23 protein-coding genes are annotated in these 23,027 nt (G+C 72.9%); 16 read left to right on the plus strand and 7 right to left on the minus strand.

Annotated elements, in window-relative coordinates:
- The first annotated feature begins 11 nt into the window (after nt 1-11).
- Together MJ876_RS01345 and MJ876_RS01350 are read left to right on the plus strand one after the other, a co-directional pair.
- The gene (locus MJ876_RS01345) at nt 12-1,652 is read left to right on the plus strand and encodes a von Willebrand factor type A domain-containing protein (protein ID WP_240234247.1); all 1,641 of its coding nucleotides are present in this window, start codon (nt 12-14) and stop codon (nt 1,650-1,652) included.
- Between the two features lie 31 nt (nt 1,653-1,683).
- Nucleotides 1,684-2,343, plus strand: coding sequence for an MBL fold metallo-hydrolase (locus MJ876_RS01350; protein WP_240234248.1), 660 nt, complete (start codon nt 1,684-1,686; stop codon nt 2,341-2,343).
- Here MJ876_RS01350 and MJ876_RS01355 read toward each other — a convergent pair.
- Complete coding sequence (locus MJ876_RS01355) at nt 2,340-3,206, minus strand: NAD(P)H-binding protein (RefSeq protein WP_240234249.1); 867 nt, start codon at nt 3,204-3,206, stop codon at nt 2,340-2,342. The two genes, MJ876_RS01350 and MJ876_RS01355, sit on opposite strands and share 4 nt — an antisense overlap.
- Complete coding sequence (locus MJ876_RS01360; RefSeq protein WP_240234250.1) at nt 3,203-4,483, minus strand: isochorismate synthase MenF; 1,281 nt, start codon at nt 4,481-4,483, stop codon at nt 3,203-3,205. Before MJ876_RS01360 ends, MJ876_RS01355 begins: the two co-directional genes overlap by 4 nt.
- A gap of 73 nt (nt 4,484-4,556) precedes the next feature.
- Here MJ876_RS01360 and MJ876_RS01365 point away from each other — a divergent pair, with 73 nt between their 5' ends.
- Nucleotides 4,557-5,180 (plus strand): hypothetical protein, encoded by a 624-nt coding sequence (locus MJ876_RS01365; protein ID WP_240234251.1) that lies wholly within the window; start codon nt 4,557-4,559, stop codon nt 5,178-5,180.
- Nucleotides 5,181-5,829: 649 nt separating this feature from the next.
- Here the strand turns inward: MJ876_RS01365 and MJ876_RS01370 are convergent.
- The 5 genes from MJ876_RS01370 to MJ876_RS01390 form a co-directional block, all read right to left on the minus strand.
- Entirely contained in the window at nt 5,830-6,714 is an 885-nt protein-coding gene (locus MJ876_RS01370; RefSeq protein WP_240234252.1) for a serine/threonine-protein kinase, read from the minus strand.
- A complete protein-coding gene (locus tag MJ876_RS01375) occupies nt 6,711-8,525 on the minus strand; it encodes an ABC transporter ATP-binding protein (protein WP_240234253.1) in 1,815 nt (604 codons plus the stop codon). The genes MJ876_RS01370 and MJ876_RS01375 overlap by 4 nt, the downstream gene beginning before the upstream one ends.
- Nucleotides 8,526-8,607: 82 nt before the next feature.
- On the minus strand, nt 8,608-8,760 hold the full coding sequence (locus tag MJ876_RS01380) for a hypothetical protein (RefSeq protein WP_240234254.1): 153 nt from the start codon (nt 8,758-8,760) through the stop codon (nt 8,608-8,610).
- Between the two features lie 65 nt (nt 8,761-8,825).
- Nucleotides 8,826-8,978 (minus strand): hypothetical protein, encoded by a 153-nt coding sequence (locus MJ876_RS01385; RefSeq protein ID WP_240234254.1) that lies wholly within the window; start codon nt 8,976-8,978, stop codon nt 8,826-8,828.
- Between the two features lie 65 nt (nt 8,979-9,043).
- Nucleotides 9,044-9,196 carry a hypothetical protein gene (locus MJ876_RS01390; RefSeq protein ID WP_240234254.1) on the minus strand — a complete coding sequence of 51 codons (153 nt, stop codon included), beginning with the start codon at nt 9,194-9,196 and terminating at the stop codon, nt 9,044-9,046.
- Nucleotides 9,197-9,337: 141 nt separating this feature from the next.
- Here MJ876_RS01390 and MJ876_RS01395 point away from each other — a divergent pair, with 141 nt between their 5' ends.
- The 13 genes from MJ876_RS01395 to nuoL all read left to right on the plus strand — a co-directional run bounded on the left by MJ876_RS01395 (nt 9,338) and on the right by nuoL (nt 22,969).
- Nucleotides 9,338-10,027: a demethylmenaquinone methyltransferase gene (locus tag MJ876_RS01395; RefSeq protein WP_240234255.1), complete on the plus strand. Its 690-nt coding sequence runs from the start codon at nt 9,338-9,340 to the stop codon at nt 10,025-10,027.
- Nucleotides 10,028-10,236: 209 nt separating this feature from the next.
- Nucleotides 10,237-10,596: an NADH-quinone oxidoreductase subunit A gene (locus MJ876_RS01400; protein WP_240234256.1), complete on the plus strand. Its 360-nt coding sequence runs from the start codon at nt 10,237-10,239 to the stop codon at nt 10,594-10,596.
- 22 nt (nt 10,597-10,618) lie between these two features.
- Nucleotides 10,619-11,173 (plus strand): NADH-quinone oxidoreductase subunit B family protein, encoded by a 555-nt coding sequence (locus MJ876_RS01405; protein WP_240234257.1) that lies wholly within the window; start codon nt 10,619-10,621, stop codon nt 11,171-11,173.
- Nucleotides 11,170-11,976: an NADH-quinone oxidoreductase subunit C gene (locus MJ876_RS01410; RefSeq protein ID WP_240234258.1), complete on the plus strand. Its 807-nt coding sequence runs from the start codon at nt 11,170-11,172 to the stop codon at nt 11,974-11,976. Before MJ876_RS01405 ends, MJ876_RS01410 begins: the two co-directional genes overlap by 4 nt.
- Nucleotides 11,976-13,352, plus strand: a complete 1,377-nt coding sequence (locus tag MJ876_RS01415; RefSeq protein WP_240234259.1) for an NADH-quinone oxidoreductase subunit D — start codon at nt 11,976-11,978, stop codon at nt 13,350-13,352. Before MJ876_RS01410 ends, MJ876_RS01415 begins: the two co-directional genes overlap by 1 nt.
- A complete protein-coding gene (gene nuoE, locus MJ876_RS01420) occupies nt 13,349-14,188 on the plus strand; it encodes an NADH-quinone oxidoreductase subunit NuoE (RefSeq protein WP_240234260.1) in 840 nt (279 codons plus the stop codon). The genes MJ876_RS01415 and nuoE overlap by 4 nt, the downstream gene beginning before the upstream one ends.
- Complete coding sequence (gene nuoF / locus MJ876_RS01425; protein ID WP_240234261.1) at nt 14,185-15,519, plus strand: NADH-quinone oxidoreductase subunit NuoF; 1,335 nt, start codon at nt 14,185-14,187, stop codon at nt 15,517-15,519. Before nuoE ends, nuoF begins: the two co-directional genes overlap by 4 nt.
- Nucleotides 15,516-17,981 (plus strand): NADH-quinone oxidoreductase subunit G, encoded by a 2,466-nt coding sequence (locus MJ876_RS01430; RefSeq protein ID WP_240234262.1) that lies wholly within the window; start codon nt 15,516-15,518, stop codon nt 17,979-17,981. The genes nuoF and MJ876_RS01430 overlap by 4 nt, the downstream gene beginning before the upstream one ends.
- Nucleotides 17,978-19,324 (plus strand): NADH-quinone oxidoreductase subunit NuoH, encoded by a 1,347-nt coding sequence (nuoH, locus tag MJ876_RS01435; protein WP_240234263.1) that lies wholly within the window; start codon nt 17,978-17,980, stop codon nt 19,322-19,324. The genes MJ876_RS01430 and nuoH overlap by 4 nt, the downstream gene beginning before the upstream one ends.
- A gap of 1 nt (nt 19,325) precedes the next feature.
- Nucleotides 19,326-19,886: an NADH-quinone oxidoreductase subunit NuoI gene (nuoI, locus tag MJ876_RS01440; protein WP_240234264.1), complete on the plus strand. Its 561-nt coding sequence runs from the start codon at nt 19,326-19,328 to the stop codon at nt 19,884-19,886.
- Nucleotides 19,887-19,912: 26 nt separating this feature from the next.
- Nucleotides 19,913-20,725 carry an NADH-quinone oxidoreductase subunit J gene (locus MJ876_RS01445; RefSeq protein WP_275694247.1) on the plus strand — a complete coding sequence of 271 codons (813 nt, stop codon included), beginning with the start codon at nt 19,913-19,915 and terminating at the stop codon, nt 20,723-20,725.
- Nucleotides 20,722-21,015 carry an NADH-quinone oxidoreductase subunit NuoK gene (gene nuoK, locus MJ876_RS01450; protein WP_240234266.1) on the plus strand — a complete coding sequence of 98 codons (294 nt, stop codon included), beginning with the start codon at nt 20,722-20,724 and terminating at the stop codon, nt 21,013-21,015. Before MJ876_RS01445 ends, nuoK begins: the two co-directional genes overlap by 4 nt.
- A gap of 13 nt (nt 21,016-21,028) precedes the next feature.
- The gene (gene nuoL, locus MJ876_RS01455) at nt 21,029-22,969 is read left to right on the plus strand and encodes an NADH-quinone oxidoreductase subunit L (RefSeq protein ID WP_240234267.1); all 1,941 of its coding nucleotides are present in this window, start codon (nt 21,029-21,031) and stop codon (nt 22,967-22,969) included.
- Nucleotides 22,970-23,027: the final 58 nt, after the last annotated feature.

Below are 23,027 nucleotides of genomic sequence, written 5' to 3' on the forward strand. Positions count from 1 at the left end.
GTCCGAGCACCATGACGCACAGCAGCCGCGGCGCCCGCCGCACCCGGACCGTCGTCCTGGCCGTGGCCGGCGCGCTCGCGCTGGGCTCGCTGGCCCTCACCTCCCGGGCGTCCGCCCCGGGCAGCATCGACCCGCGCTCGTACTACGAGGACTACGAGGTCGGCCAGGGCGAGGACGGCGGATGGTTTGGCCTCTCGGGGGGCGTCGCCGACGGTGCCGCGTCCGGGGCGGCGGCCGCCGGGTCGGCCCGGGAGTCCGCCGGTCCCGGCCGGATGCCGCCCGTGCCCGGCCCGACGCAGGACAACACCTTCGTCGACGCCGGCACCAGCGGCGCCGTCGACCCCGCGGACGACCCGCTGTCCACGTTCGCCCTCGACGTCGACACCGGCTCGTACGGCGTCGCGCGGACCTGGCTGCGCGACGGGCGCCGTCCGCCACCGGCGTCGGTCCGGGTCGAGGAGTGGGTCAACGCGCAGACGTACGACGGCCCCGCCGCCCCGGCGTCCGGCCCCGACGCCGAGGACCTGTCGGTGACCACCGAGACCGCCGACTCGCCGACCTGCGCGGACACGCAGCTGGTCCGCGTCGCCGTCGACGCCCGCGAGATCGACCCCGCCGAGCGCCCCCGCGTGAACGTCACCCTCGTCGTCGACCGGTCCGGCAGCATGGACATCCGCTCCCGCCTCGGGCTGGTGCAGTCGTCCCTCGCGCTGCTCGCGCAGCGCCTGGACGCCGACGACACGGTCTCCGTCGTCGGGTTCGAGGACCGCGCCACCGCCCTGCTGGAGCCGACGCCGGTGAGCGACACCGACCGCATCCTCGACACGATCGACGAGCTGCGGCCGGGCGGCAGCACGAACCTCGCGGCGGGGTTGCGGCTCGGCTACCGCCTCGCCCGTCAGAACGCGACGGACGACGCCGTCAACGCCGTCGTCCTCGCCTCCGACGGGGTCGCCAACGTCGGCACCACCGGACCCGGGTCGATCGTCGACCGCATCGAGGCCGAGGGCCGCGACGGGATCCACCTCGTGACCGTCAGCTACGGCATGGGCAACTACAACGACCACCTGATGGAGCAGCTCGCCGACCGCGGCGACGGCTTCTACTCCTACGTCGACACCTACGGCGAGGCCGAGCGACTGTTCGGCTCCGACCTCGTGACCACCCTGACCCCGGTCGCCTCCGAGGCACGGGCGCAGGTCGCGTTCGACCCCGACCTCGTCTCGTCGTACCGGCTCGTCGGCTACGACAACCGGGCGGTTGCGGACGAGGACTTCGACGACCTGGGCGTGGACGCGGGCGAGCTCGGGGCGGGGCACCACGCCACGGCGCTGTACGAGGTCGTGCTCGCCGAGGGCGTCGAGCCCGGGACCCTGATCGGGACCGCCGACGTGCGGTGGCGCTCGACCGCCTCCGGCGAGGCGGGCCGGGCCGACGGCGAGGTCCGGGCCGCCGGCGCCGACGTCGAGCCGTCGCGCTACCTGCTCCACGCCTCCGTGGCCGCGGACCTCGCCGAGACGCTGAAGGGCGTCCGGTCCCGCGGACGGTGCGAGGTCGACCTGGCCACGCTGGGCGAGCGCGCCGCGGACGTCGGGGCGCAGGAGCTGCGCCGGCTCGTCCGCCAGGCGCAGGACGCCCGCGCCGCTCGCTGAGCCGGCGCGCCGCCGGGTGCAGGATGGTGCGATGCGACTCACCAAGCACGGTCACGCCTGCGTCCGCGTGGAGCACGAGGGCAGCACCGTCGTGATCGACCCGGGCATGTTCACCGAGCCCGAGGCGGTGGACGGCGCGGACGTCGTCCTGCTCACCCACGAGCACCCCGACCACGTCGACGCCGCGAACCTGCGCCGCACCGACGCGCCCGTGCTCACGATCGCCGCGGTCGCGGCGAGGCTCCGCGCCGACGCCCCGGACGTGGCCGAGCGGGTGCGCGTGGTCGCGCCGGGCGAGTCGTTCGAGGCCGCCGGCGTGCCCGTCACCGCGGTGGGCGAGCTCCACGCCGTGATCCACCCCGAGATGCCCCGGTTCGACAACTCCGGCTTCACGCTGCGGCTCGGCGACCTCGTCGTCCACCACCCCGGTGACGCGCTCGTCGTGCCCGACGCGGACGTCGACCTGCTCCTCGTGCCGTCGTCCGCGCCGTGGCTGAAGGCCAGCGAGGCCATCGACTACGCCCGCGAAATCGGTGCGCCGCGGAACCTCGCGATCCACGACCGGATCTACACCGACGCCGCCCACGGCATGCTCGCCGGGCACATGCGGCACTTCCTCGAGCCCGCGGGGCAGGAGTACCTGCGGCTGGCGGACGGGGAGGACCTCCCCGCCGGACCAGCCGCCGGCTAGCCGCCGAGGGCCTGCTCGAGGGTGAGCGGGTCGCGGCCGAGCACGCGGGCCACGTCGTCGGTCACGGTCGCGACGGACCCGTCGGCGATCGCGGTGTAGGTGCTGACCCAGGCGTCGAGCTGCCAGTCCTCGGCGTCGGGGTATGCCGCCGCGCGGGAGGCGTACGCCTCGTCGAGCGTCTCCTCGACGTAGTGCAGGCCGCGGCCCACCACGACCGCGGCGCGCTCGAGGGCCTCCCCGAGCGTGGGCGCCTCCGGGCCGGTCAGGGTGTACGTCGCGGCGTCGTGGGTGCTCGCGCCGCCGGCGACGTCCCGCAGCACCTGCGCGGCGACCGCGGCGCAGTCGCGGCGACCGACCAGGGCGACGCGGCCGCCGGGGGCGGGTCCCGCCGGGCCGCGGACCGCGCCCTCGCCGTCGGCGAACAGCGGCAGCACCTCGGTGTAGAAGTCGTCGCGCAGCAGCGTGAAGCCGCAGCCGGAGTCCCGCAGCGCGGCCTCGGTGTCGGCGTGGTCGCGGCCCAGGGTGAAGGTCGCGTCGGGCGCGGCGCCGCTGAACGAGGTGTAGACGACGTGACGCACGCCCGCCTCCGCGGCCGCCGCCACCGCCGAGCGGTGGTGGGCGCGGCGGTCGGCCGACTCCGACCCGGAGACCAGCAGCAGCACGTCGACGCCGGCGAACGCCGCCGCGCAGGCCGCCCCGTCGTCGTACGACGCCTCGGCGACCTCGAGGCCCGCCAGCGAGGCCGGGACGCGGGCGGCGGAGCGGACGACCAGGCGCGGGGAGAGGTCGGCGAGCGCCGCGGCGACGGCGCCGCCCAGCGCGCCGGTGGCGCCCGTGACGGCGACGCGGGAGGGCGCGGTCACGAGGAGAGGGCGTCGCGGACGGGGACGAACTTGGCCTGCGCCTCGGCGAGCTCCGCCTCGGGGTCGGAGCCGGCGACGATGCCGCAGCCCGCGAACAGCCGGACGAGCGGCCCGGACACCTCGGCCGAGCGGAGCGCGAGGCCCCACTCGCCGTCGCCGGCGGCGTCGATCCAGCCGACGGGCCCCGCGTAGCGGCCGCGGTCCATCGACTCGAGCTCCCCGATGACCCCGACGGCGGCGTCGGTGGGCGTGCCGCCGACCGCGGCGGACGGGTGGAGCGCCGCGGCGAGGCGCAGGGAGGAGACCTCGCGGGCGTCGTGGACGTTGCCGGCGACGTCGGTCGCGAGGTGCATGACGTTCGGCAGGTGCAGCACGAACGGCGACTCGGGCACGTTGACCGAGGAGCAGTGCGGCCGCAGCGCGTCGGCGACGGAGCGGACGGCGTACTCGTGCTCCTCGAGGTCCTTGCTGGAGCGCGCCAGGGCCGCCGCGAGGGCGAGGTCGTGCTCGTCGTCGCCGGTGCGGCGGATGGTGCCGGCGAGCACGCGGGAGGTGACCAGGCCGCGGTCGCGGCGCACGAGCATCTCGGGGGTGGCGCCGACCAACCCTTCGACGTGGAAGGTCCAGCACATGGGGTACGCCGTCGCCAGGCGGCGCAGCATCCAGCGGACGTCGACCGGCTCGGCCGCCGTGGCCAGCAGGTCGCGGGCGAGCACCACCTTGTCGACCTCGCCCGCCTCGATCCGGGCGACCGCCGACGCGACCGCGGACATCCACGCCTCGCCGTCCAGGGCGCCGTCGGAGAACGTCACCTCGGCGGGCGGCTGCGGCGCCTCGGTGACGCCGAGCCGGGGCGCGGCGATGCTGCTGCGGCCCACGGTGGTCAGCCAGGCGTCGTTCCCACGGCGGCCGACGAGGACCTCGGGCACGACCAGGACCGACGAGCCGGGGGAGTCGGCGAACGCGAAGCTGCCGAAGGCGACGGGGCCGGTGCCGGGCACGTGGACCTCGTCGCGCACGACCGCCGTCGCGACCAGGTCGGCCCACCAGGCGTCGGCGTCGTCGAAGCGACCGGGCCCGGAGGTGGCGATCTCGGCGGCGCTGCCCCAGCCGACCAGGCCCTCGCCGCGACGTACCCAGCTGAGGGGACCGTCGGCGGGCAGGAGGTCGAGGAGCGAGTCGGCGGCGTCGGGGTCGAGGCGGACGGTCCGGCACACGAGCGGGCCGGCCGCCGGACCGAGGCCGCCGTGGGGGCCTGCGCCCTGCGCGGTGGTCACCTCTCGAGAGTATCCGGCGCTCCAGGACGGGTACCGCGACCCCGGTCGAGGGGCGCTGGGTAGCCTCGCAGGCGTGAAGACGCCCCGTGACCGCACCGTCGCCGTGCTCGGCGCCGTCGCCGGCCTGCTCGCCCTCGGCCTCCTGGTCGTGTTCGCCGTCGTCCTGCCGAAGGTCTCCGCCGACCCGGCCTCCGAGGAGGGCTCCCTCGGCGAGATCGACCTCCCCGACACGCTGACCGGCGGCTACACGGCGCTGGACACCGTCGAGTCCGAGCAGATCCCCGCCGAGCAGATCCAGGCGCTGGTCGCGAGCCAGGAGTACGCCGACGACGTCCTCGCCGACCTGGTCGACGCCGGCGGCGCGAGCCGGCAGTACCTCAACTCCGAGGAGACCGCCGCCCCCACCATCCAGGTGTACGGCGCCGAGACCGGTCCCCTCATCCCCGAGCAGATCGTCGACCCCGAGGCGTTCGGCCTCCGCGAGGCCCCGTTCCAGGTCGTGGAGGGCGACGACGTCACCTGCATCGTCGAGCGCTCCGAGGTCGACCCGGCCACCCAGCAGCCGCTGCCCGAGCCCCGGGTCGTCTCGGTCACCTGCCAGCGCACCGGGCCCGGCCTCACCGTCCGCCTCATCGCCGGCACCAACCTCGGCGAGTCCGCCGCCCTCGTGAACGAGGTCTGGGACCTCAACGCCTAGGTCGCCGAGTCGGCCCGAACGCTCGCCCGGACGTCGCCGAGTCGGCCTGAACGCTCGCTCGGATGACGCCGAGTCGGCCCGAACGCTCGCCCGGATGACGCCGAGTCGGCCCGAACGCTCGCCCGGATGACGCCGAGTCTGCCCGAACGCTCGCGTGGGCCACGCCGAGTCGGCCCGAACGCTCGCGTGGGCCACGCCGAGTCGGCCCGAACGCTCGCGTGGGCCACGCCGAGTCGGCAGGGCTTCGGACGACGCGGCTCGACGAGCTAGCCACAGTGCTGGTCTGATGGAGCAACGTCGAACGACCCGACAGAACTGACTCGATGTCCTCGGACGGCGCAGAAGCGGCCGTCCGAGCGTTCGTGGGGCGCGTGTTCGGGCCGACTCGGCGTTCTTGAGGCGTGCGTTGGGGCCGACTCGGCGCTGGTGAGGCGTCGTTGGGGCCGACTCGGCGTTCGTGGGGCGTGCGTTGGGGCCGACTCGGCGTTCGTGGGTCGCGTGTAAGGGCCGACTCGGCGTTCGTGGGTCGCGTGTAAGGGCCGACTCGGCGTTCGTGGGGCGTGCGTTGGGGCCGACTCGGCGTTCGTGGGGCGTGCGTTGGGGCCGACTCGGCGTTCGTGGAGCGTGCGTTGGGGCCGACTCCGCGGTCTCAGCGGTCGCTGGTGATCTCCCGCAGGACGGCGCGGACCTCGACCAGGGTCGGTCGGGCGTCGGGGTCGAGGGCCACGCAGCGCCGCAGGACGTCGGCGAGCGGGGCGGGCAGGTCGGCGGGGACGTCGCGGGGGGCCGTCGGCATCGCACGGTCCAGCAGCGGTCGGCGGCGGCGTGACTCCCAGGTCGCCTCGTCGCCGAAGGGCAGGTCGCCGGTGAGGCACTCGAGGAGCGTGACCCCCAGGCCCCACACGTCGGTGGCGGGGGAGAGCCCGTGGCCCACCGCCTGCTCCGGCGCGAGGTAGCCGCGGGTGCCGGAGCCGGGGCGCCCGTCGCCCGGGCGTCCGGCGAGGCCGAGGTCGATGACCTTGGCCTGCCCGGCCTGGACGACGACGTTCGCGGGCTTGAGGTCGAGGTGCAGCCAGTCGTGGCGGTGCAGCCACCCCAGCGCCGAGCAGAGCTGCAGGCCGAGCATCGCCGCGTCGGCGGGCGAGAGGGGTGCGTCCTCGACGACCGCGTCGAGGGCCGCGCCGCCGAGGGTCTCCATGACCATGCCGGGCAGCGGGTCGGTGAGGACCTCGTAGCCACGCACGAGGTGCGGGTGCCCGAGCTCGACGAGGATCCTCGCCTCCGCCAGCGTCGAGGCCACCAGCTCCTCGGCCTCGGACGGCGACGACCGGGCGAGCCGGTCCGCCCGCAGCACCTTGACCACGCAGCGGGCGTCGCGGGCGAGGTCCCAGGCGTCCCAGGTGACGCACCGCCGGCCGTGACCGAGCACGGCCAGGGCCTCGTAGCCCGCGGGCGGCAGGGCACCGGTCGCCCGTGCCGCCTCGAGCGGGTCGACGTCGGACGGGACGCGACGGCGGGAGGGCAGCCGGATCACGGGGCCACCTTCTCGAGCGCGACCGACGGCGTCGCGGCAGCACCCAGGTCGACCACCCGGTCGACGTACTCCAGCGCCACCGGGTCGTGGGTCAGCAGCAGCACGGTGCGCCCGCGCGCCCCGTCGAGGACGGCGTCCAGCAGGCGCCGCGACGACGCCGGGTCGAGGCCCGTCGTGGGCTCGTCGAGCACCAGCACCGGTCCGTCGTGGAGCAGCGCCCGCGCCAGGGACAGCCGCTGGCGCTGCCCGCCCGACAGGGTGCGGCCGCGCTGGCCGATCCGGGTGTCGTAGCCGTCGGGCAGCCGGGTCACGAAGCCGTGCGCGTCGGCGGCGTGCGCCGCGCGGACGACGTCCTCGCGTGACGCGTCGGGCCGGGCGAAGGCGATCGTCTCCGCGACGGTCGCGTCGGGCAGCAGGTTCTCCTGCAGCACGACCGTCACCGCCCGGCGCACCGACGAGGCGGTCGCGTCCGCGACGTCCTGGCCGTCGAGCAGGACGGCGCCGGCCTCGGGGGTGAGGTGGCGCGACAGCAGCCGCGCCACCGTCGACTTGCCCGACCCGCTGGGCCCGACCAGCGCGACCCGCTCGCCGGGTCGCAGGTGCAGGTCGAACCCGTCGAGCACCGGGCGCGGCGTCCGTGGGGCGGGCAGCGTCGGGTCCGGAGGGTACGTCGCGCGCACGCCGCGCAGCTCGACCTCGCCCCGCCTCACCACGACGTCGCGGGCGCCGGGCCGGTCGGAGGCCAGCGGCTCGTCCAGCAGCTCGACGACCCGCTCGACACCGGCGGTGGCGGAGTAGAGCGACGGCAGGAGGTCGGAGAGCTCGCGGATCGGCCGGTAGCACGACGACAGCAGCGTCAGGAACGCCAGCAGCCCGCCCAGGGTGAGCCGGTCCGTAGCGAGCGCCCACACGCCGAGGCCGACGACGAGGAGGATGCCGAGCAGCTCGGCCAGGTCGACCAGGGGCAGGAACAACGCGCGGATGCGGCTGCCCGCCAGCTCGGCGTGGGCGATGGCGCGGTTCTGCCGGTGGTACGACGCCACCGCCTGCTCCTCGCGCCCGTAGGTCTGCACGAGCGCGGCGTTCGCGAGGTTCTCCTCGGTCAGCGACGACAGCGAGCCGCCGCGACGCCGGCGCTCGCGGGAGATCTCGCGGGTGAGCGTGGCGAACCTCTTCGAGACCCACCAGAACAGCGGGACGACGACGAACGAGGCGAGGGCGAGCTCCCACTGCAGCCACAGCAGCGCGCCGACGTAGAAGAGCAGGGTCGCGAGCGCGCCGAGACCGGCGGTCAGCTGGCCGACCATGAAGCGCTCGACCGAGCCGATGTCGGAGGTCAACCGCGCCATGGTGTCGCCCAGCCTGCGCCGGTCGAGGGCGTGCGAGGGCATGGCGAGGACGTGCGCGAACGCGTCACGTCTCAGCCCCACGAGGAAGCGCTGGGAGACCCACGTCGACAGGTAGTCGTCGCACCCGTCCACGACGGCGCTCAGCAGGTTGAGGCCGACGTACGCCGCGGCGAGCCAGAGCAGCGGGCGCCAGTCGGCGGGCACGAGGACGTCGTCGACGAGCCGGGAGAAGAGCAGGATCTCGACGGTCGCGATCGCCGGTGCGGCGAGCAGGAGCAGCAGGCCGAGGGCCAGCCAGCCGCGCAGCGGGCGCAGCCGGGGCCAGAAGCGTCGGACGACCTCGACGATCGTCATGCCCCGGGCCTGCGCCACGAGGTGGTCGTCGCGGCCGTCGGGGCGCATGGACGCCGCGAGCCGCTGCGTCCACCGCTTCGTCGAGCCGGTGGCGGAAGTGCTGGTCATGGTGGTCCCCTGTACGACGGACCGGGTGGGTGGCTCCCATCACGAGCCACCCACCCGGTGCCTGGTCCGACGGTGCGAGCCGTCAGCCGCGGCTGCGCGAGCGGCCGCTGCGCGAGCGGTTCTTGCGGCGACGGCGGCGCCGCTTCCGGCCGTCGTTGCTGTTGGACCGCGACCGCCGGGCCTCGGCGGACATGCGCGCCGGCTGGAGCGCGGTGAAGATGCTGGAGCGTGCCATGGGGAGTCCTCGTCCTTCTCGGTGTCGTGCGGAGCGTCAGTGCTGGGTGCGTGGAGCGGTGCTCGTCAGCCGCGGCTGCGCGAGCGGCCGCTGCGCGAGCGGTTCTTGCGGCGACGGCGGCGCCGCTTCCGGCCGTCGTTGCTGTTGGACCGCGACCGCCGGGCCTCGGCGGACATGCGCGCCGGCTGGAGCGCGGTGAAGATGCTGGAGCGTGCCATGGGGAGTCCTCGTCCTTCTCGGTGTCGTGCGGAGCGTCAGTGCTGGGTGCGTGGAGCGGTGCTCGTCAGCCGCGGCTGCGCGAGCGGCCGCTGCGCGAGCGGTTCTTGCGGCGACGGCGGCGCCGCTTCCGGCCGTCGTTGCTGTTGGACCGCGACCGCCGGGCCTCGGCGGACATGCGCGCCGGCTGGAGCGCGGTGAAGATGCTGGAGCGAGCCATGGTGGTGACCTCTTCCCTCTCGGTTCTCCCGGGACCTCCCCGGGCTGACGAGAAGAACTCTGCGGTCCGTGTGTGAGGTGCCTGTGAGACGCGGATGAGGGCTCTCTCATGCGGGTTCCGCCCGGGTGGGAAACTGGGCGCGTGCCCCGCGCCGAGCTCGACAAGCAGCCCGCCGACGTCCAGAAGATGTTCGACGCCGTGGCCCGTCGCTACGACGTGACCAACGACGTCCTCTCGCTCGGCCAGGACCGCCGCTGGCGCCGCGCCGTGACCGACGCGGTCGCGCCGCAGCCGGGTGAGCGGGTGCTCGACCTGGCCGCCGGCACGGGCACCTCGAGCGTCCCCTTCGCCGCCGCCGGGTCGTACGTCGTCCCGTGCGACTTCTCCCTCGGCATGCTCGCCGAGGGCAAGCGGGCCCGCCCGGGCCTGCCGTTCGCCGCCGGCGACGCCACCCGCCTGCCGTTCGCCGACGACACCTTCGACGCGGTGACCATCTCGTTCGGGCTGCGCAACGTCGTCGACCCCCACGCCGGCCTGGCCGAGATGCGCCGGGTCACGCGCCCCGGCGGTCGGCTGGTGGTCTGCGAGTTCAGCCACCCGACCTGGACGCCGTTCCGCACCGTGTACATCGAGTACCTGATGCGCGCCCTGCCGCCCGTCGCCCGCACGGTGTCGTCCGCGCCGGACGCGTACGTCTACCTCGCGGAGTCCATCCGGGCGTGGCCGGACCAGGCGGAGCTCGCGGGCTGGCTCTCGGCCGCCGGGTGGAGCAACGTCGAGTGGCTCGACCTGTCGGGCGGCATCGTCGCCCTGCACCGGGCGACCGCCTGATTTAGACAAGGGCAACGTGCCCGAAATCACGCGTCACGGGCGGGAATAAAGCCGCCCTCCCCGGGTTCGCGGGTGCCTCACGGGCGGCGTAGGGTGTGCTCCGCACCACTTCGTGAAGGTGTTCACAAGGTCACGAGACCCCCGACCCCGCGGGAGACTCCGCGGCGGTCCGCAGGGTTACCGCACGTGGGTCCGAGGAGGGATCGAGGATGGAGCTCTACACCCCCGTCCTGGTACTGGCGGCGCTCGCCGCGGGGTTCGCCGTCTTCTCCGTGGTGATCACCAGCGTCACGGGTCCGGCCCGCTACAACCGCGTGCGCCTGGACTCGTACGAGTGCGGCATCGAGCCCACCCCGCAGCCCCTGGGCGGCGGGCGCATCCCGGTGAAGTACTACACGGTGGCGATGACCTTCATCATCTTCGACGTCGAGATCATGTTCCTGGTCCCGTGGGCGGTCTACTTCGACCAGCTCTCGTGGTTCGGCCTGATCGCCGTCGTGCTGTTCCTCTTCAACATCACGATCGCCTACGCCTACGAGTGGCGTCGGGGCGGTCTCGACTGGGACTGACAAGGTCCCGAGGGAGAGACACATGGGACTCGAGGAGAAGCTCCCCAGCGGAGTGCTGCTCACGACCGTCGAGGGCGTGGCGGGCTACATGCGCAAGGCGTCGTTCTGGCCCGCGACCTTCGGGCTGGCCTGCTGCGCCATCGAGATGATGACGTCGGGCGGCCCGAAGTACGACCTCGCGCGCTACGGCATGGAGGTCTTCCGCGCCAGCCCGCGCCAGGCCGACCTGATGATCGTCGCCGGCCGGGTGAGCCAGAAGATGGCCCCCGTCCTGCGCCAGATCTACGACCAGATGGCCGAGCCCAAGTGGGTGCTGGCCATGGGCGTGTGCGCCAGCTCCGGCGGCATGTTCAACAACTACGCGATCGTCCAGGGCGTCGACCACGTCGTCCCCGTCGACATGTACCTGCCCGGCTGCCCGCCGCGGCCCGAGATGCTCATCGACGCGATCCTCAAGCTGCACGACCAGGTCCAGCACACGAAGTTCGGCCCGCACCGCGCGAAGCAGATCACCGAGCTCGAGACCGCCGCCCTGAACGCCGTCCCGACCGGCGACCAGCGGGGTCTGCTGCGATGACGAGCCAGACCCCCGAGGACAAGGGCGGCGACCGTCCCGAGCAGCGCGCGGTCGACCAGACCCCGGAGAACGCCCCCAGCACGGTCGGCGACCGCGAGGGCTCCGTGGACCGCCACCCCGGCGCCGGCGAGCTGGACACCACCCGGCGCGTCGAGCACGTCGGCACCCGCGTCGGCATGTTCGGCGTCAAGGGGTCCGGTGACACCTCCGGGTACGGCGGCCTGGTCCAGGCCGTCATCCTCCCCGGTGCCGCGCAGCGGCCCTTCGGCGAGTGGTTCGACGAGGCGTACGACGCCCTCGCGGAGGCCTGGACCGGCGGCCCGCTCGAGGAGGCCGTGACGGGCGTCGTGATCCACCGCGGCGAGCTGACCCTCCACGTGCACCGCGACCACTACCTGGCCGTGGCCCGCCTCCTGCGCGACGACGCCCGGCTCCGCTTCGAGCTGTGCTCCGGCGTCAGCGGCGTGCACTACCCCGGGGACGTCGGCGCCGAGCTGCACGTGGTCACCCACCTGCTGTCGATGACCCACAACCGCCGGCTGCGCCTCGAGGTGAGCTGCCACGACGCGGACCCGCACGTGCCGAGCCTGGTGTCCGTCTACCCGACGGCCGACTGGCACGAGCGCGAGACCTACGACATGTTCGGCGTGATCTTCGACGGCCACCCGTCGCTCACGCGGATCCTCATGCCGGACGACTGGCCCGGCCACCCCCAGCGGAAGGACTACCCGCTCGGCGGGATCCCCGTGGAGTACAAGGGCGGCACCGTGCCGCCGCCCGACCAGCGGAGGGCGTACACCTGATGGTCTCGACAAGCTCGACCACCGACGGTCGCAACGACGACATCTTCGCCCAGCCCGGGTCCGAGTCCGAGGAGGGGCGGGTCTTCACCGTCACCGGCCAGGACTGGGACGAGATCGCCGCGTCGCTGTCCAGCGACGAGGACGAGATCGCCGAGCGGGTCGTCGTCAACATGGGTCCGCAGCACCCGTCCACGCACGGCGTGCTGCGGCTGATCCTCGAGCTCGAGGGCGAGACGGTCACCGAGGCCCGTGCGGGCATCGGCTACCTCCACACCGGTATCGAGAAGAACATGGAGTACCGGACCTGGGTCCAGGGCGTCACGTTCTGCACCCGGATGGACTACCTGTCGCCGTTCTACAACGAGATGACCTACTGCCTCGGCGTCGAGAAGCTGCTCGACATCACCGACGACGTGCCCGAGCGGGCCCAGGTCATCCGCGTGATGATGCTGGAGCTCAACCGCATCTCCTCCCACCTCGTCGCCATCGCGACCGGCGGCATGGAGATCGGCGCGCTGACCGTCATGACCTGTGGCTTCCGCGAGCGCGAGCTGGTCCTCGACCTGTTCGAGCTCATCACGGGTCTGCGCATGAACCACGCCTACATCCGCCCCGGCGGCGTGGCGCAGGACCTGCCGCACGACGCGCTCGACGAGCTCCGCGGCTTCGTGCCCCTCATGCGCAAGCGCCTCACCGAGTACGCCGCGCTGTGCAACGCCAACCCGATCTTCCGCGCCCGCCTCGACGGCGTCGGCCACCTCGACCTCGAGGCGTGCCTCGCGCTGGGGATCACCGGGCCGGTGCTGCGCTCGACCGGCTACCCCTGGGACCTGCGCAAGACCCAGCCGGTGTCGGGCTACGAGACCTACGACTTCGACGTCCAGACCTGGGACACCGCCGACTCCTACGGCCGCTTCCGGATCCGGCTCGCCGAGATGCACGAGTCGCTGCGCATCGTCGAGCAGTGCATGGCCCGCCTCGAGAAGTCGCAGGGCGCGCCGGTCATGGTCTCCGACAAGAAGATCGCCTGGCCGAGCCAGCTCGCCATCGGCAGCGACGGCATGGGCAACAGCCTCGACCACATCCGCCACATCATGGGTGAGTCGATGGAGGCGCTGATCCACCACTTCAAGCTGGTCACGGAGGGCTTCCGGGTCCCGCCGGGCCAGGCCTACGTGCCGCTGGAGTCGCCTCGCGGCGAGCTGGGCTGCCACCTCGTCTCCGACGGCGGCACCCGGCCGGCGCGCGCGCACTTCCGCGACCCGTCGTTCGTGAACCTGCAGGCCACCGGGCTGATGAGCGAGGGCGGCATGGTCTCCGACGTCATCGTCGCCATCGCCTCGATCGACCCCGTGATGGGAGGCGTCGACCGATGACCCAGCAGTCCACCGGGACCCCGCCGATCAGCGCCGAGGTGCGCGCCGAGCTCGTGGAGATCGGCGCCCGCTACCCGCAGGCCCGCTCGGGTCTCCTGCCGATGCTGCACCTGGTGCAGAGCGTCCAGGGCCGCGTCACCGCCGAGGGCATCGAGGCGTGCGCGGAGGTCCTGGGCCTCTCGACCGCCGAGGTCTCCGGCGTCGCGACCTTCTACACGATGTACAAGCGCCGTCCCGTCGGCGACTACCACGTCGGGGTCTGCACGAACACCCTGTGCGCGGTCATGGGTGGCGACGAGATCTTCGAGCGCCTGAAGGACCACCTCGACGTCGGCAACGACGAGACGACCGAGCACGTCGACGGGCTGAAGGACATCACCCTCGAGCACGTCGAGTGCAACGCGGCCTGCGACTACGCGCCGGTCGTGATGGTCAACTGGGAGTTCATGGACCACCAGACCCCCGAGTCGGCGGTCCAGCTGGTCGACGACCTGCGGCAGGGCAACGAGGTCCGCTCCACGCGCGGCCCCCGCATCTGCACCTTCCGCCAGGCCGAGCGCGTGCTCGCGGGGTTCCCCGACGGGCTCGCCGACGAGGGGCCCTCCGCGGGCATCCCCTCCCTGAACGGCCTGCAGCTGGCCCAGCTCAACGGCTGGGGCCCCCCGCCCGGACGCGCCGGCAGCGACGCCGACCGTGCCGAGGCCGTGGCCGACCAGGGGCGTGCGGCCGCCCAGGCGACCGCCGAGGACGGCCAGGAGGGTGCCGTGGCGACCGAGGCGTCGCCGGCCGGCACGAAGCACGAGGACGCACCCGGCACCGGAGGCGAGGCCAAGTGAGCACCGAGCAGCAGACGATCGACCCCCTGACCCCCGTCCTGTCCGCGGACTGGGGCGAGAAGCGCAGCTGGACCCGCGCCGTCTACGAGACCGGCGGCGGGTACGACGCCCTGCGCCGCGCCCTGCGCGACATGACCCCCGAGCAGGTGCTCACCGAGGTCAAGGAGTCCGGCCTGCGCGGCCGCGGCGGCGCGGGCTTCCCCACGGGCATGAAGTGGGGCTTCATCCCGCAGGAGAACCCGAACCCGAAGTACCTCGTCGTCAACGCCGACGAGTCGGAGCCGGGCACCTGCAAGGACACCCCGCTGATGATGGCGAGCCCCCACCTGCTGGTGGAGGGCGTCATCCTCGCCGCCTACGCGATCAACGCTCACCACGCGTTCATCTACGTGCGCGGCGAGATCCTGCACGTCGTCCGGCGGCTGCAGCAGGCGGTCGCGGAGGCCTACGAGGCCGGTTACCTCGGCGCCGACATCCTCGGCTCGGGCTACGACCTCGAGATCGTCGTCCACGCCGGCGCCGGCGCCTACATCTGCGGCGAGGAGACGGCCCTGCTCGACTCGCTCGAGGGCCGTCGCGGCCAGCCCCGCCTGCGCCCGCCGTTCCCCGCGGTCGCCGGCCTGTACGCCAGCCCCACCGTCATCAACAACGTGGAGTCCATCGCGTCGGTGCCGGGCATCGTGCGTCACGGCGCCGAGTGGTTCGCCTCGATGGGGACCGAGAAGTCCAAGGGCTACGTCCTCTACTCGCTGTCGGGGCACGTGCGCGAGCCCGGACAGTTCGAGGCGCCGCTCGGCATCACGCTCCGTGAGCTCATCGACATGGCCGGCGGCATCCGCGAGGGCCACGAGCTGAAGTTCTGGACGCCGGGCGGCTCGTCGACCCCGATCCTCACCGCCGAGCACCTCGACGTCCCGCTGGACTACGAGGCCGTCGGCGCGGCCGGCTCCATGCTCGGCACCCGCGCCCTGCAGGTCTTCGACGAGACCACCTCGGTGGTGCGCGCGGTCCTGCGCTGGACCGAGTTCTACAAGCACGAGTCGTGCGGCAAGTGCACCCCGTGCCGCGAGGGCACGTGGTGGCTCGTCCAGACCCTGAAGCGCCTCGAGGCCGGCCAGGGCGAGGAGGGCGACATCGAGAAGCTCGTCGACCTGTGCGACAACATCCTCGGCCGGTCGTTCTGCGCCCTCGGCGACGGCGCCACGAGCCCGATCACCTCCGCGATCCAGCACTTCCGCGAGGAGTTCGAGGCCGGCATGCACACCCCGGCGTGGGAGCTGTTCCCCTACCGCGCCTCCACCGTGTTCGCCCCGGAGGTCACCCCGGCATGACCGCGACCCAGCAGCCCTCCGACAGGTCCCGTCAGGGCGCCGTCGAGAAGTCCGACCTCGTCACCGTCACCATCGACGGCGTCGAGACGTCGGTCCCGAAGGACACCCTGGTGATCCGGGCCGCCGAGCAGATCGGCGTCCAGATCCCGCGGTTCTGCGACCACCCGCTGCTCGCGCCCGTCGGTGCGTGCCGCCAGTGCCTGGTCGAGGTGCCGGACGCCGGCAACGGGCGCGGCATGCCCAAGCCGCAGGCCTCCTGCACGCTGCAGGTCGCCGAGGGCATGGTCGTGGAGACGCAGAACACCAACGCCAAGGCGGACAAGGCGCAGCAGGGCGTGATGGAGCTGCTGCTCATCAACCACCCGCTCGACTGCCCGGTCTGCGACAAGGGCGGCGAGTGCCCGCTGCAGAACCAGGCCATGTCGAACGGCCGGGGCGAGTCGCGCTTCGAGGGCGTGAAGCGCACGTTCCCGAAGCCGATCAACATCTCGGCCCAGGTCCTGCTCGACCGTGAGCGCTGCGTGCTGTGCGCCCGCTGCACCCGGTTCTCCGAGCAGATCGCGGGCGACCCGTTCATCGCGCTGGTCGAGCGGGGCGCGCTGCAGCAGGTCGGCATCTACGAGAAGCAGCCCTTCGAGTCCTACTTCTCCGGCAACACCATCCAGATCTGCCCGGTCGGCGCGCTGACCAGCGCCGACTACCGCTTCCGCTCCCGTCCCTTCGACCTCGTGTCGACCCCCGGCGTCGGCGAGCACGACGCCTGCGGCGCGGCGATCCGCATCGACCACCGCCGCGGCAAGGTCATGCGCCGGCTGTCCGGCAACGACCCCGAGGTCAACGAGGAGTGGATCACCGACAAGGACCGCTTCGCGTTCCACTACGCGCGCGGCGAGGACCGCCTCACCCACCCCCGCGTGCGCGACGAGGCGACCGGCCTGCTCCGCCCGGCGTCGTGGCCGGAGGCCTTCGCGGTCGCCGCCCGCGGCCTCGCGGCGGCGAGGGACGCCGGCGGGGTCGGCGTGCTGCCCGGCGGCCGCCTGACCGCCGAGGACGCCTACGCCTACTCGACCTTCGCCCGCGTCGCTCTCGGCACGCACGACGTCGACTTCCGCGCCCGCCCGCACAGCCGTGAGGAGGCCGAGTTCCTCGCCGCCCACGTCGTGCTCGGTGGGCCCGACACCACCCGCGGCGGCCGTGGCGCGACGTACGCCGACCTCGAGGGCGCCTCGACCGTGGTCCTCGCGGGCCTCGAGCCGGAGGACGAGGCCGGCACGATCTTCCTGCGCCTGCGCAAGGCGGCCCGCAAGGGCACCCGGGTCGTCGCCGTCGCCCCCTGGACGACGCGCGGTCTCGAGAAGACCCACGGTCACCTGGTCCGCACCGCGCCGGGCGAGGAGGCCCGCGCGCTGCAGGCGCTCACGGGCGGCGGGGACCTCGTCCTCGACCACCGCTCGGTGATCCTCGTCGGCGAGCGCCTCGGCGCCGTCCCCGGCGCGCTCAGCGCCGCGGCCGACCTGGCCCGCGCGCACGGCGCCAAGCTCGCCTGGGTGCCGCGCCGCGCCGGCGACCGCGGGGCCGTCGAGGCCGGCTGCCTGCCGAACCTGCTGCCCGGAGGCCGCCCCGTCGGCGACGCCGCCGCCCGCGTCGACGCCGCCACGGAGTGGGGCGTCGAGGCGCTGCCCGAGACCCCGGGCCGCGACGCCGACGCGATCGTCACCGCCGTGGTCGACGGGACGCTGGCCGGCCTGGTCGTCGGCGGCGTGGACCCCGACGACACCGCCGACCCGGCCGCGTTCCGTGCGGCGCTCGACGCGGCGTCGTTCGTGGTGGCCCTCGAGCTGCGCGAGACCGACGTGACCCGTGCGGCCGACGTGGTCTTCCCGGTGGCCCCGACCACCGACAAGACCGGCACCTTCGTGTCGTGGGAGGGCCGGACGCGCCCGTTCGAGGCCGTCTTCACCGAGCCGTCCTCGCTGCCCGACGCGCGGGTCCTGGCCGGTGTCGCCGAGGAGCTCGGACGCCCGCTCGGCTTCCGGCAGACGTCGGAGGTCCGTGCCCGGATGCAGCAGATGGGTGCCTGGGACGGTCCGCTCGCGACGATGTCGGTCCACCGCCCGGCCGCGCCGCTGACGCCCGACGAGCGCAGCGCCCCCACGGGAAGCGTCCGGATGCGGCTCGCGACCTGGAAGCTCATGCTCGACCTGGGCTCGATGCAGGACAACGAGAAGCACCTGCGCGCCACGGCCCGCACGCCCGTCGCCCGCCTGCCCCACGACGTCGCCGCCGCCCTGGGCGAGCACGTGACGATCACGGGCGACCGCGGCTCGATCGACCTGCCCGTCGAGGCGGCCGACCTGCCCGACGGCGTCGTGTGGGTGCCCGCTCGGTCGACCGGCCGCGGCGTGCTGGCCGACCTGGCCTCGCCGGGCTCGACCGTCGTGGTGAAGGGTGTGCAGTCGTGACCGACCTCTCCGCCTTCGGCCAGGACCCGTGGTGGGTCGTCGGCCTCAAGGCCGTCCTGATCTTCGTCGTCCTGGTGCTCCTCACCCTGTTCAACATCTGGTGGGAGCGCCGGGTCGTGGCGCGCATGCAGCACCGCATCGGCCCGAACGTGCACGGCCCCTTCGGCCTGCTGCAGTCGCTCGCCGACGGCGTGAAGCTGGCGCTGAAGGAGGACATCATCCCGAAGGCGGCCGACAAGGTCGTCTTCATCATCGCCCCGGTCCTCACCGTGGTGCCCGCGTTCGTCACGTTCGCGGTCATCCCGTTCGGGCCCGAGGTGCAGATCCCGTTCACCGACGTCGTCACCCCGCTGCAGCTGACCGACATGCCGGTCGCCGTGCTGTTCATGATGGCGATCGCGTCGATCGGCATCTACGGCATCGTGCTCGGCGGCTGGAGCTCCGGGTCGACGTACTCGCTGCTGGGCGGCCTGCGCTCGAGCGCGCAGATGATCTCCTACGAGGTCTCGATGGGCCTCGCCCTCGTGACCGTCTTCCTGTACGCCGGGTCGGTGTCCACCTCGGAGATCGTCGCGGCGCAGGAGAACATCTGGTTCGGCATCGTCCTGCTGCCCTCGTTCGTGATCTACGTGATCTCGATGGTCGGCGAGGTGAACCGGGCCCCGTTCGACCTGCCCGAGGCCGAGGGCGAGCTCGTCGGCGGCTTCCACACCGAGTACAGCTCGCTGAAGTTCGCGCTGTTCTTCCTGGCCGAGTACATCAACATGGCCACGGTCTCCGCGATCGCCACGACGCTGTTCCTCGGCGGCTGGCGCGCACCGTTCGGGCTGGGGACGCTCTTCCCGACCCTGAACGAGGGCTACTGGCCCGTGCTGTGGTTCTTCGGCAAGGTCCTGGCCTTCATCTTCCTGTTCATCTGGCTGCGCGGCTCGCTGCCCCGGATGCGCTACGACCAGTTCATGAACTTCGGCTGGAAGGTCCTGATCCCGATCGCCCTGGGCTGGACCGTCCTGGTCGCCGTGATCCGGATGATCACCCTCGAGGGCGGCGGCCTCGACCAGCGCTGGCTGGTCATCGGCTCCGCGGTCATCGCGGTCGTGCTGATCGCGCTGTTCTTCTTCGGCGGCGACGAGAAGGCCGACGAGAAGGCCGGCGCGGACGCCGAGCCGGTGATCGGGCCGGACGCCGGCGGCATCAGCCGCGGCGCTCCCGGCGAGGGCCGCTTCCCCGCCCCGCCGATGCCGAAGGGCGGTGCCGTGCGCGGCGCCGCGAAGCCGCTGACGTTCCCGGGCTCGTCGCACAGCACCACGTCCAGCACGAAGACCGCCGAGAAGAAGGACTGAGATGGCCACCCTCCGTGACCAGGTCGCCGGCTTCGGCGTCACCTTCCGGACCATGTTCAAGAAGGTCGTCACCGAGCAGTACCCGTTCCAGAAGGAGCCGACGGCGCCCCGCTTCCACGGGCGCCACCAGCTCAACCGCTGGCCCGACGGCCTGGAGAAGTGCATCGGCTGCGAGCTGTGCGCCTGGGCGTGCCCGGCCGACGCGATCTACGTCGAGGGCGCGTCGAACGACGACGCCTCCGGCGAGCGCTTCAGCCCCGGTGAGCGGTACGGCCGCGTCTACCAGATCAACTACCTGCGCTGCATCCTGTGCGGGCTGTGCATCGAGGCGTGCCCGACCCGGGCCCTGACGATGACCAACGAGTACGAGCTGGCCGACGACAACCGCGCGGACCTCATCTACGAGAAGTCCGACCTCCTCGCCCCGCTGCTGCCCGGCATGGAGCAGCCGCCGCACCCGATGCGGCTCGGGGACGACGAGGGCGACTACTACCGCGGCGCCACCCGACCGCCCGCGTCCGCCTCGGACACGAGCAACGAGAAGCAGGAGCCGGTGACGTGATCGCGTTCTGGGTGCTGGCACCGATCATGGTGCTGGCCGCACTGGGCGTGCTGTTCGTCCGCAAGGCCGTCCACGCCGCGCTGCTGCTCGCGGTGGTGATGATCAGCCTCGCGTGCCTGTACGCCGTCCTCGAGGCGCCGTTCCTGTTCGCGGTGCAGATCATCGTCTACACCGGCGCGATCATGATGCTGTTCCTGTTCGTGCTGATGCTCGTGGGCGTCGACTCCAGCGACTCGGTCGTGGAGACCATCCGCGGCCACCGCGTCACCGCCACCGTGCTGGGCGTGCTGTTCGCCGCCGTCCTCGCCATCGGCCTCGGGCAGGTCGGCCTCGCGCCGGCCGTGGGGCTGACCGAGGCCAACGCCGACGGCAACATCGAGGGCATCGCCGCGATCCTGTTCAGCGACTACGTGCTGATCTTCGAGGCCACCGCCGCCCTGCTCGTCACCGCCGCCCTCGGCGCCATGGTGCTGGCGCACCGCGAGCGCACCGAGCCCAAGGCGACCCAGGCCGACCTCGCCGCACGCCGCATGAAGGCGTACGCCGACCGCGGCGAGAACATCACGCCGCTGCCGGCCCCCGGCGTCTACGCCCGCCACAACGCGGTCGACACCCCGGCGCTGCTGCCCGACGGCAGCCCCGCGCCGACCTCCGTGTCGCGGGTGCTCACCGCCCGTGGCACGGTACGGTCCGCGCCGGACATGGCCGACGACATCGACGCCGTGCGCCGGCAGATGTCGGGCCGCCCGGAGCCGGAGGCCGACACCAGCCGCGCCGCCGTCCAGGGCGAGACCCCCGGTGACTCGCAGCGTCCCGACAGGGGAGGGGAGCAGGCGTGACGCCGTACATCGTGCTCTCGGCGATCCTCTTCGCCATCGGGGCCGCGGGGGTGCTGATCCGCCGCAACGCGATCGTCGTGTTCATGTGCGTCGAGCTGATGCTCAACGCCTCCAACCTGGCGCTGGTGAGCTTCGCCCGCCAGAACGGCAACCTCGAGGGGCAGGTCGCGGCGTTCTTCGTCATGGTCGTCGCCGCCGCCGAGGTCGTCGTGGGGCTCGCGATCATCATGACCATCTTCCGGACCCGTCGCTCGGCCTCGGTCGACGACGCGAGCCTGCTGAAGTACTGAGGTAGCAGCGACGATGACGTTCCTTCCGATGGCCGCCTCCGGCGGCGAGGTCCCCGTGGTCGAGCCGATCGCGGCGACCGGGGCCTTCTCCCTGATGTGGCTGCTGATCGCGCTGCCGCTGGCCGGCGCGGTGGTCCTGCTGCTCGGCGGCCGGGCCACCGACAGGTGGGGCCACCTGCTCGGCACGGCGACGTCCTTCGCCTCCTTCGGGCTGGGCGTCTACCTGTTCGTCGAGATGCTCGGCCTCGGCGAGGAGGAGCGGCAGCACGGCCTGCGCCTGTTCGACTGGATCACCGCGGGCAGCTTCACGGTCGGCTTCGACCTGCTGCTGGACCCGCTGTCGATCCTGTTCGTCCTGCTCATCACGGGCGTCGGGTCGCTGATCCACCTCTACTCCATCGGCTACATGGCCCACGACGAGCGGCGACGGCGGTTCTTCGCCTACCTCAACCTGTTCGTCGCGGCGATGCTGATGCTGGTGCTGGCCGGTGACTTCCTCGGCGTGTTCCTGGGCTGGGAGGGCGTCGGCCTCGCGTCGTACCTCCTGATCGGCTTCTGGCAGCACAAGCCGTCCGCGGCCGCGGCGGCGAAGAAGGCGTTCGTCATCAACCGCGTCGGCGACATGGGCCTCTCCCTCGCCATCATGCTCATGTTCGTCACGTTCGGCACGAGCTCGTTCGCCGGCGTCTCCGCCGTGGCGGGGGAGGCCAGCGAGACGACCCTGACGATCATCGGCCTGCTGCTCCTGCTGGGCGCCTGCGGCAAGTCGGCCCAGGTGCCGCTCCAGGCGTGGCTGCTCGACGCGATGGAGGGCCCGACCCCGGTGTCGGCGCTCATCCACGCCGCGACGATGGTCACCGCGGGCGTCTACCTCGTGGTCCGCGCGAACTTCATCTTCGAGAACGCCCCGGTCGCGCAGACGGTGGTCGTGGTCGTGGCCTGCGTGACGCTGATCTGGGGTGCGGTCATCGGCTGCGCCCGCGACGACATCAAGAAGGTGCTCGCCGGCTCCACGATGAGCCAGATCGGCTACATGATGCTCGGCGCCGGCCTCGGCGTCGCGGGCTACGCGTACGCGATCTTCCACCTCATCACCCACGGCTTCTTCAAGGCCAACATGTTCCTCGGCGCCGGCTCGGTGATGCACGGCATGGACGACGAGGTCGACATGCGCCGGTACGGCGCCCTGCGTCGCGCCATGCCGGTCACGTTCATCACCTTCGGCCTCGGCTACCTCGCGATCATCGGGTTCCCGTTCTTCTCCGGCTTCTTCTCGAAGGACCGGATCATCGAGACGGCGCTGCTGGAGAACCCGGTCGCGGGCGTCGCCGCGCTGATCGGCGCCGGCGTCACCGGCTTCTACATGACCCGGCTGATGCTGATGACCTACTTCACCAACAAGCGGTGGGCCGAGCAGGCGCACCCGCACGAGTCGCCCGCCGTCATGACGGTGCCGCTCGTCGTGCTCGCGACGCTGTCGGTCGTCGGCGGCGTGCTGATCCTCGGTGACTGGATCAAGTACTGGCTGGCGCCGGTCGTGGGGGAGGCCGAGGAGCACTCGACCCCCGTCCCGCCGATCGTGTTCTCGATCGTCATCACCGTCGTCGTCGCGATCGGCGTCGCGCTCGCCGTGTTCCTCGTCGGGCGCCGCGACGTGCCGCGCGAGGCGCCGTCCGACGTCTCGCCGCTGACCCGGGCGGCCCGCGCCGACCTGTACGGCGACGCCATCAACGAGGGACTCGTGGTCGGACCCGGCCGCGTCCTGGTCGAGTCGGTCACGGTCACCGACGCCAAGGTCGTCGACGGCCTCGTCGAGGGCACGTCGTACGGCATCGGCGGGCTCTCCGGCCGCCTGCGCCGCTTCCAGAACGGCTTCGTGCGCTCGTACGCCGCGGCCGTCCTGCTCGGCGTCCTCCTCGTCGTCGGCGCCCTGCTGGTGGTGACGCTGGCATGACCGCCACCGCACGACGCCCCGAGACCACTACCCGACCCAGCACCCCGCAGCGAGAGGA

Source organism: Nocardioides sp. CFH 31398 (assembly GCF_022436705.1).
Taxonomy (GTDB): Bacteria; Actinomycetota; Actinomycetes; order Propionibacteriales; family Nocardioidaceae; genus Nocardioides.

Coding starts and splice junctions, on each gene's coding strand:
- MJ876_RS01350 (WP_240234248.1), top strand. CDS start 1,684: ATGCGACTCACCAAGCACGGTCACGCCTGCGTCCGCGTGGAGCACGAG.
- MJ876_RS01410 (WP_240234258.1), top strand. CDS start 11,170: ATGACGAGCCAGACCCCCGAGGACAAGGGCGGCGACCGTCCCGAGCAG.
- nuoI (WP_240234264.1), top strand. CDS start 19,326: ATGGCCACCCTCCGTGACCAGGTCGCCGGCTTCGGCGTCACCTTCCGG.
- nuoE (WP_240234260.1), top strand. CDS start 13,349: ATGACCCAGCAGTCCACCGGGACCCCGCCGATCAGCGCCGAGGTGCGC.
- MJ876_RS01385 (WP_240234254.1), bottom strand. CDS start 8,978: ATGGCACGCTCCAGCATCTTCACCGCGCTCCAGCCGGCGCGCATGTCC.
- MJ876_RS01375 (WP_240234253.1), bottom strand. CDS start 8,525: ATGACCAGCACTTCCGCCACCGGCTCGACGAAGCGGTGGACGCAGCGG.
- MJ876_RS01400 (WP_240234256.1), top strand. CDS start 10,237: ATGGAGCTCTACACCCCCGTCCTGGTACTGGCGGCGCTCGCCGCGGGG.
- MJ876_RS01415 (WP_240234259.1), top strand. CDS start 11,976: ATGGTCTCGACAAGCTCGACCACCGACGGTCGCAACGACGACATCTTC.
- MJ876_RS01445 (WP_275694247.1), top strand. CDS start 19,913: ATGGTGCTGGCCGCACTGGGCGTGCTGTTCGTCCGCAAGGCCGTCCAC.
- MJ876_RS01345 (WP_240234247.1), top strand. CDS start 12: ATGACGCACAGCAGCCGCGGCGCCCGCCGCACCCGGACCGTCGTCCTG.
- MJ876_RS01430 (WP_240234262.1), top strand. CDS start 15,516: ATGACCGCGACCCAGCAGCCCTCCGACAGGTCCCGTCAGGGCGCCGTC.
- MJ876_RS01380 (WP_240234254.1), bottom strand. CDS start 8,760: ATGGCACGCTCCAGCATCTTCACCGCGCTCCAGCCGGCGCGCATGTCC.
- nuoL (WP_240234267.1), top strand. CDS start 21,029: ATGACGTTCCTTCCGATGGCCGCCTCCGGCGGCGAGGTCCCCGTGGTC.
- MJ876_RS01405 (WP_240234257.1), top strand. CDS start 10,619: ATGGGACTCGAGGAGAAGCTCCCCAGCGGAGTGCTGCTCACGACCGTC.
- MJ876_RS01390 (WP_240234254.1), bottom strand. CDS start 9,196: ATGGCTCGCTCCAGCATCTTCACCGCGCTCCAGCCGGCGCGCATGTCC.